Here is a 15,858-nt window from a genome sequence, read left to right as displayed (position 1 = left end):
AAACGGCTTAACGCTTGATTTCCGTCTCGCCTTTGTTGACTTTCAAATCCGTATGGCTGAGGAACCCGATCACTTTATCCGCATCTCTAGCGAGCAGTTCCCAATCCGACTTGTTCCGCTCCCACTCCGACAGCGTAAAGAAGCGGATCTCGGCTACCGGTTCGTTCGTATCGATTTTGACGAAAATCAGGTGCTCGTTTTTGTCCGATTTCGTATCGATCGTCACATTTCCTTGCCATTCTTTCGGGAAGTTGAAGTAGAAACGTCCGGCCATATCCATGTACTGCTGCATCACGAATTTAAGTCCATCCTTCTCATCCCACTGATAATACGAAAACAGCCAAGGAATTTCATCGAACGAAATATATTCCCAGCCCTTCGGCTTCTCCAGCATGCCGATTTCGAGCAAGCCGTCGTTATTGACGTCGCCGCTTAGGATCGGATACCCTTTTAGCGTCATGTCCTGTGAAGGCAGCAGGTTGATGAGCTCCCCGTCTTTCATGACGATGACCGTCGAAAAAGCGGAGTGGGTTCCTACTGTTGCGTCGAGTATGATCCCCTTAAGGTTTGGCGTAATATTACCGCTGACCGCATTATAATACTCGCTGATCGGGTCGTCGAGTTCCAGATGGCTTAATTCCTTAAAAGATCCGTCATATTGATAAGTCGTCACCGTCGCAAATTGCTCGCGCTTTAAATTGACGACCGTAATGTCCGGGATCTCGTCCTTGTTCAGGTCGTCTACCATAAAATAATGATACGGCAGCGCGATCGCCTTCTCGACTTTGGTCCCATCGTAAGTATATACGGTTAACCCTTTTTGGAGTTCCTCGGATCCGCTCGAGAAGCCGGCGATGATCTCCAGGTTACCGTCGCCGTTCAGATCCAGAAGATCGAACGTTTCCAGCACCTGTCCTTCTCCGTCGAATCGCACCTTTAACGCCCAGGAGTTCCCCTGATGCTCCAAAATCATCCCATGAATCCGCACCGCTTCATCCGGTGTCTCATAGAACACGACCGCCTCTTTGATCCCGTCGTTATTCAAATCGGGCGTGCGGATGGAACTGATATTCCGGACATCCCGCGGCGACACGATTTCCCCGCCCTTCAGCTCGGCCTTGATGACGCTGATCAGCGAGGCGCGATCGGTGGAGAGCTGCGGCGTCTGCATTAAGGATTTCGGATCGCTTATAAAACTGCAGCCGCTCAGGATCAGGAGCAAGCAAGCACTTGCCCAAGCGGCGAACCTCCTTTTGGTAAACATCCTCATCACTCGTTTCATACCATATCAATCAAACGTTTATCTTCCATCGTCAACCGCCGTCCGGATACGTCAAGTTTAAGTTCTCCTTCATGGAGACCCCATATCCGCGTGCAGTAACGCTCCGCCAATTCCAGCGGCAATGCTGCAATCACGATCATATTCTGCTGCGTGCAGAGCTCTTTTAACGTATCCAGTACGCGTTCCGCCGATCTGGGATCGAGACCGACGACCGGCTCGTCCGCGCAAAGGAAGCTCGCCCCGTGCACCAATGCCCGGCAGATCGCCACGCGCTGGCGTTCGCCGCCGCTCAGCTTGCCGGCATTCACGTGAGCCTTGTCCAGCAGGCCGTATTTCTCCAGCTCGTCCATCGCTCCCATGTAATCGTCCGAACGAACCATCCCGGTAAGGCGGCGCAGCAGCGGCGTTTGCCCGGCTTGTCCGATCAAGACGTTCTTTAGCGCGGTTTTTTCGGGATACAGGGAGGGATTTTGTTCGAGATAAGCGCATTGGGAGCGATATTTCTGCGAACCGCGCCCGCTGCCCTCGATCACCTTATCCCCGTTCCAGGTATAATCTCCCCGGTTCCAGCGTTCACGCAGCGCCAGGCAGCGAAGAAGCATGCTTTTACCGCTGCCGCTCGCCCCGACCACGCCGATCATTTCCCCGGCCCCAAACTGGACGGTCACGTCGCGGAGCACTTTCTTCTTATTCCCATCCACCGATTTCTGCAAGTGGTTGACTCTGATCATGTCCGATTTCTCCTTTTGCTCTAAGAGGTTGTTCAAAACGTTCTGAACAAACGCTTAATTTACGATGCTTTTTCTTTACCCTTTAGTGTATTGGAAAAACCGGCGAAAATCCATTACAGCCTGTTCATATTTGCGCTTTTTTTGCCTGATTGCAACCTGAATGCCAACCCGGACGCGGAAAACAGCAAATACGCCGAGCCCAGAAGAATGAATAACAGCGGTGCTGCCCCCAGTTGCATCGCTGCTCCGCCTAGATTCGGGCCCACGATGCTCCCCAAGTTGAAATGGAAGGAAGCGATCACGTTGGCCACCGGCAGCAGGTGGCGCGGAAGCAAGTCCGCGGCATACGCCAAGCCCAGTGAGAAGAACGAACCCACCAGGCCGCCCGCCCCCATGAACAAGAGCAACAGCGCCATAAAGTGATTGCCGGCCAGAGGAACGGCCAAAAACAGGAGACCGCCGGTCAATCCAGCGATCATCAGCACTTTTTTGCGGCCGTACCGGTCGCTGAGCATGCCAAGCGGGAGCTGGAGGATCAACCCGCCGATGCCGAAAAACGGCAGCAACGCCGCGATATCCGCTGCACTAAGGCCTGACCGCAAGCCGTAGATCGGAAAATTGCTGTTCATGGAAGCTTCCATATAGCCGTAAAGCAGCGATGGCAACAAGGCAAACCAGGCGAGCCGGTAGATGTGCGGAATTTTGCGCGGAGCGCCAGCTTCCTCCTGGCGAACCGGTTCAGGCGCACGATCGGGCAAATATACGGCGGCAAGGATCACGATGGCCAAAAACAAGATGGATAACATCACGAACGGTACGGCATGCCCGAATTCCAAGAGACGGATGCCAAGCGGTCCGATGCTGAAGCCTAGCCCATAGGACATCCCGTAGAGCGAGATGTTTCGCCCTCTTTTTTCCGGCGGCGACACTAAAATGATCCAGAGCTGCGAAGTAAAATGAATCGCGCTGTCCCCGATCCCGACCAGCAGCCGCAGAATGAACCACAGCCGCAAATCCGAGACCAGCGGAAATACCGGCAAGGCGAGCATGACGAGCACGACGCCGCTCAGCAGCAGTAGCTTAAATCCGGTGCGCCGCAGCAGCTTCTCGGCGACCAGCGACATGCCAAACGAACCAACGTATAAAGCTGCGGCATGCAGTCCGTTAATGGAGGAGGAGATTCCCCTTTCTTCCATAAAAATAGACAACACCGGCAGCAGCAGCCCTTGGCTGAGTCCGGCGATGATAATGACGGCGATCAGAATGAAGGTTGGCGAGAATAATCGATGGGTTCTTGTTGTCCATGTAATCAAACGAAGCACTCCTTTATAAAACAAAGAAAATCGTCGAAAATTCGACGACTTTTCCCCAAATGATCTTTTGCGAATAATCCTTAAACATTATAGTAGACAATCCCCTCCCTAACAAGCCATAATGAATCTGAATGCTAAGATCTCTGGGAGGTTTGTTCTATCATGGCCTATGATGTGAAAGTGGACCATTCCTTGGTCTACGAACTGATCAGCAGCTTTATGATATATGCGACGCAAAAATGGGTGAACAATCTGGATGTCGGGGCGGATTGGATCGCCGAAATCGATGCCCGGCTGACGCCGGAAGAACGGCGGCAATTCGCCGATGCGGCCCAGTATCCGTTTACCGACTACGACGTGTTGTTCGTTTGGGCATTGGAGCGAAACGGAGCTGGCGAGGTATCGCGTTTTCTGAACGAGATGGCGGAGACTCCCGTCGACACCCTTTGCCACCGCACAAAATCCTACATTCCCACTGTGAATAATGAGACAATAGAACGGATTCGCAGCAGCTACATCCCGTTGCTGAGAAGCTGGCAGCGCCTTTATTTCGGCCCGATTGAAAACCAGTTTCTCTCGCTGCTGGAGGAAGATGCTGCCGAGAAACACACGTTGCTGCAAAAGATGGACACCGACGCCCTGATCGAATACGCCTCCGGCGGTTTGGTGCTGGAGCCCCTAAAGCCGATCACGCAGGTCGTGCTGACCCCTTCGATCCATTTTCGTCCGATCAATACATACGTCTTCTACGAAAATGTGTTGTTTATCCAGTATCCTTTGGATATACCGGAACTCGACGAGGACGAGCCGCCGATGGTGCTCAAACGTCTGACCCGGGCGCTGGCCGAACCGCAGCGTTTGCGCCTCCTCCGCTACGTCGCCGACGAGCCGAAGTCGATGCAGGAGATGCTGCGGGATCTGGGCGAGCCCAAGGAACAGCTGATGCACGATTTGATGCGCCTTCGGGTCGCCGGCTTGCTGCGCATCCATCTGCTCGCCCAGGACACGGAGAAGTTCAGTATCCGTCCGGACGGCGCGGCGGAGCTGCAGATGTTTCTTGAATCCTACATCCGGCTGTAGTAGTGCAGAAGGAGGACTGGTTGCTTTTGGCGGGACGCTTCCCCATGTGTTAGGATAGAATTATACGTAGAGACAAGCGTTTCTTGGATAAAGGAGTGACCCGCTAATGAATAACGCTTTGCATCAACAAATCCTGTTTGATTTGGACGATACGCTGGTCCATTGCAATAAGTATTTCGATTTGATTCTGGATCAATTTGCCGACCTGCTTACCGACTGGTTCAAGCCGTTCGGCATCGCTACGGAAGAAATCCGCGGGAAACAAACGGAAATCGACGTTGCCGGCGTCCATCAAATCGGATTTGCCAGCTCGCATTTTCCCGAATCGCTGGTTGACACCTACCGATATTACACCCGGCTGACGGGACGGAAGCTGCTTCCCGAAGAGGAAGACCGGCTGATGAAGCTGGGGCTGAGCGTGTATGAGCAGCCGATCGAGCCGTATCCCGGGATGGTCGAAACGTTAAATCTGCTGCGCAGCCAGGGCCATGAGCTCCATTTGTACACCGGCGGCGAAACCGTGATTCAACAGAGGAAGATCGAGCAGATGCGGCTGGCCGATTACTTTCAGGACCGGATTTACATTCGCCAGCACAAGAATGCCGAAGCTTTAGAAGACATTTTGCTCACGCGGCGGTTTGACCGTTCCCGTACCTGGATGATCGGCAACAGTCTGCGCACCGATGTCATGCCGGCCCTTTCCGCCGGGATCAAAGCGATCTATATCAAAATTCCCAACGAGTGGCTGTACAACATCGTGGAGCTCCAGCATGACGGAGATGCGGAAATGCACACGGTCACTTCGCTCGAGGAAGTGCCGCGGGTGATCTTCAATCAAATTCATCATGCGGAACGGCAAAAACGGACCTTGTAAAAGGTCCGTTTTTTGGTTCATGCGGCGGTTTGAGGTGCTACTCGCTTAAAACCCGATCATTAGAATGTCTCGTCAAACACCCGCTCCATAGAGTCCGCCTCAGCCGAGACCGCAAACAGAATGAATAGGCCATGCGTTTTTAATACGCGCTTTTCGATCAGATCATACTCTTCTGGACGATAATTCTTGAATTTGGCGGTTTGCGCCGCGATTCTCCCTTCGATTTTCGCCATTATGCGGTCTTTCTCGCTTTCTTCCTTAAGCTGGATCACCAGCAATTCGTCCGCTTTCACATTGGATGATGCCGTATAAAGCACGAAACTCGCCACATCGCCGCTTGAGAGATGATAGAGCTTTTTCAGCCTCTCCTCGTCACCCTGCTCCATGTTGCCCAGGTTCGCCGATTTTTCGATCCGCTTGGCGACCTCGACCGCCGATAGGTTGCCGCTCCCCCCTTCCCTCCCGGTGCATCCGGCCAGCAAACCGATCATTAAGGATAACGCCAGCATCGCAAGGATCGGCCTTCTTTTCCATATAACTAATCGCTTCATTCAATCATCTCCGATAAATTCTGAATGGATGGATCCGCAAAAAACGTGTTGATATTATAAAGTACCAGCAGATCGTGAATTTCCCGGTCCCGAACCAGGGCCGACAAATCGCCGTCGTAATAACGAAGGTCCACGATATCGATTTCGCTGAAATGCTTTGTCAAAAACGGAATCAGGCTGTTGGCGTACGAATCTTTCACGATCAGCAGCCTTCTCCCGTTCGCTTGATCCGAAGTGATCTTCACCTGGGCAGGGTTGCCGTTCAAGAAGACGGCGTACTTGTCCTTCCCGTTCAAGTTCTCCATCGCGTATAAAGAATCGGCTGGTTGTTGCTCGCCGGAATACTCTACGGAAACACGCTCTTCGTCCTTCGGCAGCCAGAGTTCGATTTGATCCGGCCGCAGATGCCTGAACCCGCTTGTTGAATACAGCGATCCGTAGAATTGATCCGTGACTTGCCGAAGTTCGTACTCGTTTTTTGCTTGCGGGACGATTCCCATTTGCTTGCATAACTCGCGGTATGCGTAATAAGCCCCTAAGGTCGTCCAATGGTGGTCCGTCCTGTAGTAGAGGTATTCCCGGCGGTTGGCGGACAGGGCCGGGTAAACATCGACAAACTTAATCGCATTGCCAAGGGCATCCCGCATTTGCATCAAAGAACCAAGTTCATCGCCCACAGGCGCATAAGCCGGAAGCTTCTCCTTGTTAATCGTTAATGAAGTGGGCGCCAGCATGAGATAGATTTGCAGGTTGGGCGCCGCGGCGGCAAACCTCCGGATCGCCTCCGCGTTCTCCTCCACCTGTTCTTTCGACGGCGGTTGAAACTGCTGAATCAGATAGCCGGCTTCGCCCAGGTAAACCCCGTTGCTTTCTTTTTGCCCCAGTGCCCGTCCCATATCGGAATTGACGCCGATCCAGAAATTGCGGTAAGGAAATTGGTCGGACACGTATTTCTCGTAATCGGCTGTAAACTCCCCTGAAGTCAGAGCATGCAGCGAATATTTCGGCTTCGGTTCCAGCATCCGGTTTTCCTCCGGGGAAAACTTGCGGTCCGGCGTCAACCAACCCGCAGTCGGCAGCACGCCTAAAAATAGCAGCAGTAAAACGGCCATCGCCTTTTGAACGTTTTTCAAATTTCGCCGCCTCCTTTCCCCGCGTCAAAAACGAAAGTATAAAAACGGATTATAAGTTTCATGGACGAGATTCGCCGTCGACACGAACAACAGCAGCAAGTAAAGGCCCAACGCCAGGGCGGATCCCGCGATCGCCCATCTCTTCCGAATACGTAACAGAAGCCTGCGCGGAAGCGGCGTCGCGCATACGGCTAGCAAAGTCAACCAACCAGCGTAAACCGACAGATCGTATAGCGCCTGCCGATCGGCGAAACCATTCGAACCGTACCCGATCAACGTACCGATGAACTGGACGGCGTTCCCCAGGTTTTCGTATTCGAAAAACACCCATCCGATCATGACGGCTGCAAGCGTGTACCCATGCGCGACAAAACGCGGGAGGCGGCTCAGTCCTTTCAGCCAAAACAACTTTTCAGCGGTAACCAGGAACCCGAAATAAAGCCCCCACACGATAAAGTTCCAGCTCGCCCCATGCCATAACCCGGTTAAGAACCAGACGATCAGCAGATTGCGCAGTTGCTTCGCGAGTCCTTTCCGGTTGCCGCCAAGCGGGATATAGACGTACTCCCGAAACCAGGAGCCCAAGGAAATATGCCATCTGCGCCAAAATTCCGTCACGCTCCGGGATACATACGGGTAGTTGAAGTTTTTCATTAAATCAAACCCGAACATCTTCCCGAGACCGCGGGCCATGTCGGAGTATCCGCTGAAGTCGAAGTAAATTTGCAGCGTGAACGCCAAAATTCCGAGCCAGGCGGAAAGTACGCTGAGTTCTCCCGGCGGCGTCGCTTTGACGTTCGTCCACAACAAGCCGATCTGGTTGGCCAGCAGCGCTTTTTTGGCGAGGCCGCGGATAAACAGCTCGGCCCCTCTGCCGAACCGTTCAAGCGTCATGTGCCGGGCAATAAGCTGGCGGGCGATGTCGCCGTATTTGACGATGGGACCGGCCACAAGCTGGGGGAACATCGCCACGTAAGTGCCGAACGAGATCAGATTGCGCTGCGCGGTCACTTTGCGCCGGTAAACGTCGATCACGTAGGACATCGTTTGAAACGCATAAAAGGAAATGCCGAGCGGCAGCGGAAGATCCGCCGTCTGCAGGTGTAGATGCAATAACCTGTTCAGATTCTCCGCGACAAACCCGGCGTACTTGAAGAAGAACAATACGCCTAGATTGACGATGAGGGAACCGATCAATAGGCCGTTGGCAATTCCGGGTCGCTCCCGATGCTTCTCAACCATCAACCCGACCGCATAATTGAATAAAGTGGAGAACAGCATGACGAACACATAGAACGGCTCGCCCCAAGCGTAAAACACCAGGCTGGCCGCGAGCAGGACGGCATTTCGAAGCTTCGGGGGCGATAAATAATAGACGATCAAGGTCGCCGGGAAAAATTGAAACAGGAAGATCAAGCTGCTAAATACCAACGCTTATCCCTCCCTGCTCCGCCGGACCGCAGGCACCGATACACTCGTCACTTGACCCGTTCCTTCAAGGCATTCAACAGGAGCGGATAAAACTCCGGCTTAAAATGAATGCCGTCCGTATCGAAGAGATCCGGATGGCCAGCGATCATTGCGGATAAATCAGCAAACGCGATCTGCTCCTTGGCGGCCATTTCCTTTAGCTTCTCGTTATAGGCGGGGATGTTTTGATAACGCGGCTCTTTTCCGAGCGCCTCCTCCGTGACGGGAGTAACCGACAATATCGTGATTTCGGCCTGCGGCAGCTTCTGTTGGATCGCTTCGATCAAGGCAGTGTAATGGTTGATCGCGTATTCCTGCGGGTTATCCGTCGGCCATAAAAGATCATCCGAACCTAATTGGATGAAAATGTGCTTGGGATTTCGCTTGGACAGCTCCTCCATATCTTCCATTGCGAATTCCGCTGTTTTTCCCGCTCCGGCCAGCACGTTTTTTTCGTCCAGCACATCGTGATACGACAAGCCTTCCGTAATGGAATCCCCCAGAAAAACGCTGTTCTGAAACAGCGAAGCCAGGTTGGTTTGCGGTGTTCCTGTGAAGGCCTCCTGTGTTTGACCGGCGGAAGCCGGTTGGCTGGTCGACGGTTCCCTTCCCGCGTTCTGCCCTCCGCAGGCCGCGAGCGAACAAAGAATCATTCCGGTCAGCCCGATTTCCAGCATCTTTTTCATTCTCTTCACTTTCCTCTCTAGCAGTTTTCTATTTCACCTGGATAGGATAGCGAAAAGAAATGCAGATCGGGTGCAGACCGGGTCAATATGATCTAAAAATTTGGCCGATCCGAGGACAAAAAAAGCGCAGAACCGAAGTTCTACGCTTTTTTGCGCAAATCGAAATAAAACAATACTCCCTCCGCCGTATTCATTACGCCGTAGGACGAGCCGTGCAGCTCCAAAATATTTTTGGCGATCGCCAGGCCCAAGCCGGTTCCGCCGGTCGCCGCATTTCGCGAAGGATCCCCGCGGTAAAAGCGATCCCACACTTTTCCCAACTGCTCCTCCGGAAGATGAACTCCGCGATTTTCGACGCCGACTCTTAGGGTATCCCCTTCATCGGCCGTGGTGACGAGGATGGTTTCCCCTTCCGGCGTATAGCGAATCGCATTGGTGAGAAAATTGACCAACACTTGTTCGATGCGATGCCGGTTCGCCACGACTTCCGCCGATGTCAGCAGGGTGGACAGTTTGAGCCGCTTGGCCACCATGTCCGGCGCCAGCTTCCCGCAGACCCGCTCGACGACCGAGACGATTTCGAACGGTTCCGTGTGCATAGCGTACGTACCCGACTCGAATTTCGCCAGCTCCAGCATATCCGTGATCAGCAAAATCATGCCGTTCACTTCTTCTTCCATGGCCGCAAAGTAATAATCCCGCTTATGGCCGGCAACTCCGTCCTTGAGCACGGCCAAACCGCTTTGAATGACGCTCAGCGGCGTCTTCAGCTCATGCGAAACGCCGGCGATGAATTCCTTTCGCGTATGCTCCAGCTGCTTTTCCTTTTCGATGTCCCGCGTAAGCTGCAGAATGTGGGAATGCAGCCGGTCGGATAGTTCATTGATGCTGCCGGACAGCTGTCCCAATTCATCCCGGCTGCGCACCGGCAATTTCTCGGAGAAGTCCAGCCGGGCGATCTGCCTGGTGGTCCGGTTGATTCGCAGCAACGGCCGGGCAATCCGGCGGGAAAAGTAAAGCGAGGCCACCACTGCCAGCAGCAATGCGGCGATCACGATATAGCCATAGTAGCTCCGCATGACTTCTGCGGCCTCGCTTACGGGCTGAAGCGACGTCATGGCGAAGAGGTAAGACGGCTTGCCGTTCCGGTTTTGGGTGCGTTCCAAAAAGATTTTGTAGTTCACCCCGTTTTCCGCAAAATCCTTCATCTCGCCATTTGCGTCGTCGTAATCCCCGTACAGCAGGTCCGCCTGAAAAGCTTTGATCCGTTCCAGAAACAGACCGTTTGTATAGCGGGTAACGTCAGCTCCATCCGGAAGCCGAAGGTTCGTGATGGTTCCCCGGACCAACGCCGAAGGGTACTTTTCAAAGTATTGCACCGGACTCTCGAAGCGAGGAACAACCTCATATTCCTTCTGGGTCAAAAGCGCATTTTCCAAGCGCCCTTCCTCCCGCAAACCGGAATCGTTCCTGGCCATCCGCTGGGGAACCAAACGATGATTCATGATGAGGCCCTCGATGGCGATCGGCTGGCCTTCCTGAACCCAGGTGCCTCCGAAAGCGTACAGCGGATTGTCGGTGCTGAAATCGTCCACATTCGCCACGGTGTAAAGCGGAATCTTCAGCGTTTGGCCGGCAAGCGTCGGGAAGCCGTCCGCCTGTTCCAATCGGACCTCCATCTCAAAATCGCCGGAATACAGCAAACTCCCCATTTCGTCCAACATCGCGATCCAAGTGCCATGCTCACGGTAGAACTCCTGTTCCAGTTCGGCCACCGCCTTCGGTTCCCCGTTCGTTTTCATGTAATCCTGCTGAAAGGTATGAACGGCGGCCTTGACCTCTTCCACCTTCTGATGCACATAAAACTGTTTAAAAAACACGGTTTGCCCGGTGAAAATCAGCGCCACGATCAACAGGCAGAGCGCCGTCGTCAACAAAAACAGCTTGAGAACGATCCCCCGGATCATGGCCGCTCCTCGAATTTGTAACCCGCCCGCATGACGGTCACGATGCATTTGGCTTTGTCGCCTAATTTCGCCCGCAAATTGCGCATATGGCTGTTGATCGTCCGTTCGTCGCCGGGAAAATCATAACCCCAGATTTTCGTCATCAATTGCTCCCGGGTTACGATCATTCCTTTGTTCTTCATGAGATAGGCCAAAATTTCGAATTCGGTGTACGTAAGGCTGCATTCTTCCCCGTCGATCGTAACGGAACGGGAAGCGAGCTGGATCGCGATCCCTGCGCCCGACAGCAGGTCCTTCTCCTGGCCGGGGTTGCTCCGGGGTTCCAAAAAACGTCTGGCCCGCGCCATCAATATCGGCGGACTGCACGGCTTGACGACGTAATCGTCCGCGCCCAGCTCGAATCCGAGCAAGGTGTCGTCTTCGTCCGAACGGGCCGTCAGCATGATGATCGGGACGTCCGACACCTTGCGGATCCGTTGGCACACCGACCATCCGTCCAGTTCCGGCAGCATGATGTCAAGGAGGATCAAATCGACCGGATGCCGCCCGAACAAAGCCAATGCTTGCTTCCCGTCGCCGGCCTCCAGCACGCCGTATCCTTCGTTCACCATATAATCTCTGATAATCTCTCGCAAAAGGAGCTTGTCTTCGACAATTAGAATCGTTTTGGACATGGTTCTACCTCTCTATTACGTGTTGAATATTCCCAAGCCTACACTAAACGTTTTTACCCCAAACATCAACCGAAACGGTGAGTTATAACTAAGAAGCAGCCGGTTTAGGTAGCCGGCTGCTTCTTAGTTAATATCATTAATGAAATAGATTCGAACTTATGAATTAGATGAGGCAACCGTACTATCGGCCTGCTCCAGAGTAAGCTTCCCGGTATTGCGGTCTGCCAACAAAATGCGCCCTTTTACTTCTCCGCCGTCTCGCTTGAACGACAACATCTGTGTCTGGCCTTTGGTCAGTAGCGCGTTGAGCATCGCCGGCGAGATCTTCTTGCCGCTGAATTCCTTCCAAATCACGAAGCCGCAGCCCTGCTTGTAGTGCGTGCAGCCGTAGCCCTTGCGGCCTTCAATCAGCTGGCCGCCGCAGCCTTCGCGCGGGCAAGGCGCAAGCGGCTGCAGGGAGCCTGGCGCCGGCTTCGCGGCGGCTGTTGCAGCGGAGCGGCGCTCGCCCGTCGCGGTAGCGGCGCCGGGTCCGCCTGCTTTGCCGCCGCCGGTGCCGCTGCGGCTTCCGCCGCGCCGGCCGCCCTTGTCCGCCTCCTCCGTTCCGAACATGGAGGCGTCCGCTTTCTGCTGCGTCCGCACCTTCTCGATGATCGAGATCGTGAAACGCCGCACGTTATCCATAAACTTTTCCCGGGCCGCTTCGCCTTTGGAAATTTGATACAACCGCCGCTCCCATTGCCCCGTCATCTCCGGCGAAGTCAGCAACTCGACGCCGGCGCGCCGGATCAACTCCACGGCTGTCCGGCCTTTCTGCGTTACGGTGATCTTTTTGCCCTGCATCGTAATGTATCCTACGTTCTTCAGCCGCTCGATCGTCGCCGCCCGCGTGGCTGGAGTGCCTAGGCCGGCATCCTTCATCGCCTCGCGCAGCTCTTCATTCTCCAACTGCTTCCCGGCGCTCTCCATCGCTTTCAGCAGCGTACCTTCCGTATAGTGCTTCGGCGGCTGCGTGGCCTTCTCTTTCGCCTCTGCGCCAGTGCATTGCACCGGGCGTTCCTTGTCAATCTGAAACGGCTCGCTGACCAGATCCTCGGTTTCTTCTTCTTCGTCTTTTTTCTTCCCGCGTCCGCTTGCGGATTTCGCCCCGTCATCCCCCGGCAAACATACCTTCCACCCGAGGGAGAGCAGCTCCTTCACGTTCGTCTTGAACGTTTCGCCTTCCACTTCGGTCAGCACGGTGTGCTGCTTATATTCCGCCGCAGGATAGAAATGCGACAAGAACCGCCGGATCACAAGATCGTAAACGTTCTGCTCTTCCTTGCTTAACGTGCCCGGCCGCCGAAGCGTCGGCAAGATCGCATGGTGATCCTCCACCCGCGTCGGATTGCAGACCGCTTTGTTGCCGACATGGACCAGGCTCGGCCGGCCGCCTTCCGCCAGCTCCTTGTAGCTCGACGTTTTCAACATATGCAAGACCTTGTGCATGCCGTCTATATTTTGTTCGGTTACATAGTTGGAGCTCGTCCGCGGATAGGAGATCACCTTATGGCGTTCATACAGCGCTTGAGCGATGTCCAGCGTCTTTTTGGCGGAATAGCCGAACTTCGCATTGGCTTCCCGCTGCAGCAAGGTCAGATCGTATAGCTTGTAGGGATACTCCTTCGTCTCTTTGACCTCGTATTCGGTGATCCGCCCTTCCTTGCCGCGAACCTTCTCGGCGATAGCTGCCGCTTTCTCCCCGTCCGTGAGCCGGTCGCCCTGCCAGCTTCCCGTATACTTGCGGGCATCCTGTTCGAATTCGGCCTTGATCTCATAGTAGGTCAGCGAATCAAAGTTCTCGATTTCCTTCTGACGGTCGTAAATCAGCGCCAGCACCGGGGTTTGCACCCGGCCAACCGAGAGTAGCTCCCGATGCTTGGTCGTAAACGCCCGCGTGGCGTTCATTCCGATCAGCCAGTCCGCTTCGCTGCGGGCCCGTGCGGCCATCGTCAAGTTCTCGAACTCGGAGGCGTCATACAGCTCGGCAAACCCTTTGGCGATGCTCTCGCTGGTCAAATCGGAGATCCACAGACGCTTGACGGGCTGGGTTAACTTCAACTGCTGCTGAATTAGCGCAAAAATATACTGCCCCTCGCGCGCGGCGTCGCAGGCATTCACGATCGCGTCGCAGCGTTTCGCCAGCTCACCGATCGTTTTCAACTGATCTTTCGTCCGCGGATTCGGCACGATCTTGAATTGATCCGGCAGAATCGGCAGGTCGCCGAAATTCCAGCGTTTGTATTTTTCGTCATAGGCATCCGGCTCGGCCAGACCTAGCAAATGACCTATCGCCCAAGTAATGATATAGCGCTCTCCCTCCAGATAGGACCGGTTGTTCTTCGCTTTCGGCTCAATCACCGCGGCGATCGTCCGTCCCATATCCGGTTTTTCGGCTATTACGAGCGTTTTCATGCTTAAGCGCCCCTCTTCCTCTGTCTCTCGAATCAAAAAGAGCCGCGCTACGCGCAGCTCTAGTAAGCTAGTACCTATTATAGCATATGGACCCAGGATCGTCCTGCAAAAATTGTAGTGTCCGGATAATGAACGTTACACCAGCACCGTCGAACCCATCAGGTATTTATCCACTTCGCGGGCCGCCTCCCGGCCTTCGTTGATGGCCCAAACGACCAAGCTTTGGCCGCGGCGCATGTCGCCGGCAGCAAACACTTTGTCGACATTCGTTTTGAATTGGCCGTATTTCGCCTTGACGTTCGTGCGGCGGTCTCTTTCCAGACCCAACTGGTCGGCCAGCGTCGATTCCGGACCGTCGAAACCGATCGCAATAAGCGCCATTTGCGCCGGGAAGACGCGTTCCGTACCCGGGATCGGCTGATAGATTTTACGCCCGCTCTCGTCGACCATCCGCTGGATTTGCACGGTGTGCAGCTCCTTCAGGTTGCCGTTCTCGTCGCCGACAAAGCGCGTCGTCATGATCGAAAATTCACGCGGATCGCTGCCGAACAACGCTTTGGCCTCTTCCTGGGCATAGTCTAACGTGTAGACGTTCGGGAACTGCGGCCAAGGGTTGTTGATCGGATCGCGTTCGAGCGGGGCTTTGCCATGCGTGCCGAATTGCGTAATGCTGCGGCAGCCGTGGCGCAACGCCGTCGCTACGCAGTCGGAGCCCGTGTCGCCGCCGCCGATCACGATGACATCCTTCCCTTCCGCAGACAAATATTGCCCGTCGGTTAAGCCGGAGTCCAAGTAGCTCTTAATCGTACCGTTCAAGAACGGCATTGCGTAATGCACCCCGTTCAGGTTGCTGCCTTCGATGTTGAATTCGCGAGGTTTCGTGGCCCCGCCGCACAGCACCACGGCGTCGAATTCATCAACGAGCTGCTGCGCTTGGATGTCTTTGCCAATCTCCGTGTTGGTGACGAATTTGACGCCTTCCGCCGCCAACAGGTCAGCGCGGCGCTGCACCACCGATTTGTCCAGCTTCATCGTCGGGATGCCGTACATCAAGAGGCCGCCGATCCGGTCCGAACGCTCGTAGACGGTGACCTCGTGGCCCGCTTTATTCAATTGGGCTGCACAGGCCAGACCGGCTGGTCCGGAGCCGACGACTGCGACTTTACGGCCTGTCCGCTTCTCCGGAGGTTCAGGTACGACCCAGCCTTCCTCAAATCCTTTATCGATAATCGCCTGCTCGATCGTCTTGATGGTCACCGGTTGCCCGATCAGGCCCACCGTACAAGAGCCTTCGCATGGCGCAGGGCATACCCGGCCCGTGAATTCCGGAAAATTATTCGTTTTATGCAAACGATCGAGCGCCTCTTTCCACAGATCGCGGTAAACCAGGTTATTCCATTCCGGAATCAAGTTGTGCACGGGGCATCCCGCCGTCCCGCCGACCATGTCGATTCCCGTGTGGCAATACGGCGTGCCGCAATCCATGCAGCGCGCGCCTTGGGTGCGCAGCTCCTCGTCGGACATGTGCTTATGAAATTCCTCCCAGTCCTTCACCCGTTCGGACGGGCTCCGGTCCCCGGGAAGTTCGCGTTTGAACTCCATAAATCCTGTTGGTGTAGACATCTAAAAGTTCCCCCATCCGTTTA

The 15,858-nt window shown here is 54.6% G+C and carries 13 protein-coding genes; 2 read left to right on the top strand and 11 right to left on the bottom strand.

The window, feature by feature from the left end; translation table 11 throughout:
• Positions 1–7: 7 nt before the first annotated feature.
• The 3 genes from MJ257_RS03265 to MJ257_RS03255 form a co-directional block, all read right to left on the bottom strand.
• Positions 8–1,270, bottom strand: a complete 1,263-nt coding sequence (locus MJ257_RS03265) for a hypothetical protein (RefSeq protein ID WP_240267877.1) — start codon at positions 1,268–1,270, stop codon at positions 8–10.
• A gap of 8 nt (positions 1,271–1,278) precedes the next feature.
• The gene (locus tag MJ257_RS03260; RefSeq protein ID WP_240267876.1) at positions 1,279–2,013 is read right to left on the bottom strand and encodes a phosphonate ABC transporter ATP-binding protein; all 735 of its coding nucleotides are present in this window, start codon (positions 2,011–2,013) and stop codon (positions 1,279–1,281) included.
• Between the two features lie 113 nt (positions 2,014–2,126).
• A complete protein-coding gene (locus MJ257_RS03255; protein ID WP_240267909.1) occupies positions 2,127–3,323 on the bottom strand; it encodes an MFS transporter in 1,197 nt (398 codons plus the stop codon).
• A 165-nt stretch (positions 3,324–3,488) separates the two neighbouring features.
• On the opposite strand from MJ257_RS03255, the gene MJ257_RS03250 reads away from it, so the two are divergent.
• A complete protein-coding gene (locus tag MJ257_RS03250) occupies positions 3,489–4,406 on the top strand; it encodes a winged helix-turn-helix domain-containing protein (protein ID WP_240267875.1) in 918 nt (305 codons plus the stop codon).
• Between the two features lie 106 nt (positions 4,407–4,512).
• Entirely contained in the window at positions 4,513–5,280 is a 768-nt protein-coding gene (locus MJ257_RS03245; protein ID WP_240267874.1) for an HAD family hydrolase, read from the top strand.
• A gap of 59 nt (positions 5,281–5,339) precedes the next feature.
• On the opposite strand, the gene MJ257_RS03240 is transcribed toward MJ257_RS03245, so the two are convergent.
• From MJ257_RS03240 to MJ257_RS03205, 8 genes are all read right to left on the bottom strand, one after another.
• Positions 5,340–5,831 carry a DUF4358 domain-containing protein gene (locus MJ257_RS03240; protein WP_240267873.1) on the bottom strand — a complete coding sequence of 164 codons (492 nt, stop codon included), beginning with the start codon at positions 5,829–5,831 and terminating at the stop codon, positions 5,340–5,342.
• Positions 5,828–6,964, bottom strand: coding sequence for a DHHW family protein (locus MJ257_RS03235; protein WP_308193148.1), 1,137 nt, complete (start codon positions 6,962–6,964; stop codon positions 5,828–5,830). Before MJ257_RS03235 ends, MJ257_RS03240 begins: the two co-directional genes overlap by 4 nt.
• Positions 6,965–6,988: 24 nt before the next feature.
• Positions 6,989–8,395, bottom strand: a complete 1,407-nt coding sequence (locus tag MJ257_RS03230) for an MBOAT family O-acyltransferase (protein WP_240267872.1) — start codon at positions 8,393–8,395, stop codon at positions 6,989–6,991.
• 47 nt (positions 8,396–8,442) lie between these two features.
• A complete protein-coding gene (locus MJ257_RS03225) occupies positions 8,443–9,120 on the bottom strand; it encodes a GDSL-type esterase/lipase family protein (RefSeq protein ID WP_240267871.1) in 678 nt (225 codons plus the stop codon).
• A 140-nt stretch (positions 9,121–9,260) separates the two neighbouring features.
• Positions 9,261–11,087 (bottom strand): sensor histidine kinase, encoded by a 1,827-nt coding sequence (locus MJ257_RS03220; protein ID WP_240267907.1) that lies wholly within the window; start codon positions 11,085–11,087, stop codon positions 9,261–9,263.
• A complete protein-coding gene (locus MJ257_RS03215) occupies positions 11,084–11,761 on the bottom strand; it encodes a response regulator transcription factor (protein WP_240267870.1) in 678 nt (225 codons plus the stop codon). The genes MJ257_RS03220 and MJ257_RS03215 overlap by 4 nt, the downstream gene beginning before the upstream one ends.
• Before the next feature lie 156 nt (positions 11,762–11,917).
• Positions 11,918–14,212, bottom strand: coding sequence for a type IA DNA topoisomerase (locus MJ257_RS03210; RefSeq protein WP_240267869.1), 2,295 nt, complete (start codon positions 14,210–14,212; stop codon positions 11,918–11,920).
• Between the two features lie 135 nt (positions 14,213–14,347).
• A complete protein-coding gene (locus tag MJ257_RS03205; protein WP_240267868.1) occupies positions 14,348–15,835 on the bottom strand; it encodes a glutamate synthase subunit beta in 1,488 nt (495 codons plus the stop codon).
• Between the last annotated feature and the right edge of the window lie 23 nt (positions 15,836–15,858).

It is taken from the genome of Paenibacillus timonensis, assembly GCF_022427145.1.
In the GTDB taxonomy this organism is placed as follows: domain Bacteria; phylum Bacillota; class Bacilli; order Paenibacillales; family Paenibacillaceae; genus Fontibacillus; species Fontibacillus timonensis.
This window is presented reverse-complemented; position numbering and strand designations above follow the sequence as displayed.